The following is a 1,291-nucleotide window of genomic DNA, read 5'->3' on the forward strand; positions in this document are numbered from 1 at the left end:
GCCGGATCGTAGCTCCAGCTGCGGCGGCTGCCGTCGTCGCGCTGCTCCTGCAGCAACCGGTAGCCCTGCCACAGGAAGCATGTAAATAACTAGAGTCGCCCTGTCAATTAAGAATCAACTTAATATCCTAGCGAGGATATATAACAACCTTTCCCTTATTGTTATTAAAATAAATTTCACTAATTTTACCATCATCATAAACACATGATAAAATAACATATGGTAAAGGAGAGTAATTACTTACCGTCAATATACTATCGATTCTGCCATCTTTATAAAAGTAATGATAACCAGATAAATTGCCATCATCATTTGCAAAAAAAGCTTTAGATGGCTGCCCTTGAGAGTTTAAAAAAACTCTACTTATAGCTAAATAGTTGCCCTTTACATCCTGTCTTATTTCAAGAACCTCATCACCATCTCTAATGACGTAAGATGTATCCGCCACAACTCCTTTTGAGTTATAGCTGTCGATTTTATTTACAAGGCCATCATTTGAAAAATAGCAATATGCATTACTTTTGTTCTTAGGCTCTTTACTCAATATTTCTCCGGTTTTAAAGCCGGTTAACTCATTGTAAAATGGAATAATACTAAAGGCATTAGTTTTAGACCACGATACAACCTTTGATTCCGTATGGCTAATAGAAGATATTTTTTCAGCTAATAGCTCTTCATTCGAAAAAAGAGACTGCACTTCATCTAAATCAGCCCTTATACCATCAGCTACTTCTTTCATTTTATCACCATTATAAAGTAGGGATTCTACCATTTGCAAGAGGAAATACCTTACCCCCCTCAAGCTCACTTTTTATTTGCTTAAGAGAAGATAAGAACTCTTTATCCGTCTGACTGTTAATAAGTTTATCATAAACATATTGTTTATATGCATTGCCATGTATCCCATTACCTTTGTGGGCAGTCGTTAAAGTACCTTCTATACGGTCAGCCCTAGTATTAGGAAGCCAAACTCCATTCTTTGAATTATTAATATCAATATCGAGATCATCCATTCGTTTTCTTAATGCAACCATTCGGGCATCAGAAGAGTTGGACATTATAATATGGTGCGCATCATATTTCCCTCCCCCCATAGGTTGTGGCCCCAGATTTCGGGCAAGCTTAGCTGCATCAGTCGAGCAACTCATCAACCCCAACGGATCCACCCACATCAGCGGGTTCGGCGCATACTGATACAGGTTCAACCCGCCGCGCAGCCCTATCGGATCCTGCGTGGTGAAACGCCCCACCTCGGGTTCGTAGTAGCGGAACAGGTTGTAGTGCAGGCCGC

The 1,291-nt window shown here is 40.3% G+C and carries 2 protein-coding genes; both read right to left on the minus strand.

Going from position 1 to position 1,291, the window contains the following annotated elements; genetic code table 11:
• Positions 1 to 127: 127 nt before the first annotated feature.
• Positions 128 to 739 (minus strand): hypothetical protein, encoded by a 612-nt coding sequence (locus ACTJJ6_RS23525; protein ID WP_145957724.1) that lies wholly within the window; start codon positions 737 to 739, stop codon positions 128 to 130.
• A 10-nt stretch (positions 740 to 749) separates the two neighbouring features.
• On the minus strand, positions 750 to 1,291 hold a 542-nt coding region (locus ACTJJ6_RS23530; protein WP_440827453.1), incomplete at its 5' end, for an RHS repeat-associated core domain-containing protein.

The organism is Serratia sp. 22278 (genome assembly GCF_052045405.1).
Taxonomy (GTDB): Bacteria; Pseudomonadota; Gammaproteobacteria; order Enterobacterales; family Enterobacteriaceae; genus Serratia; species Serratia marcescens.

Excerpts from the sequence above, each read along its gene's own strand:
- ACTJJ6_RS23525 (WP_145957724.1), bottom strand. The coding sequence starts at position 739 with ATGAAAGAAGTAGCTGATGGTATAAGGGCTGATTTAGATGAAGTGCAG.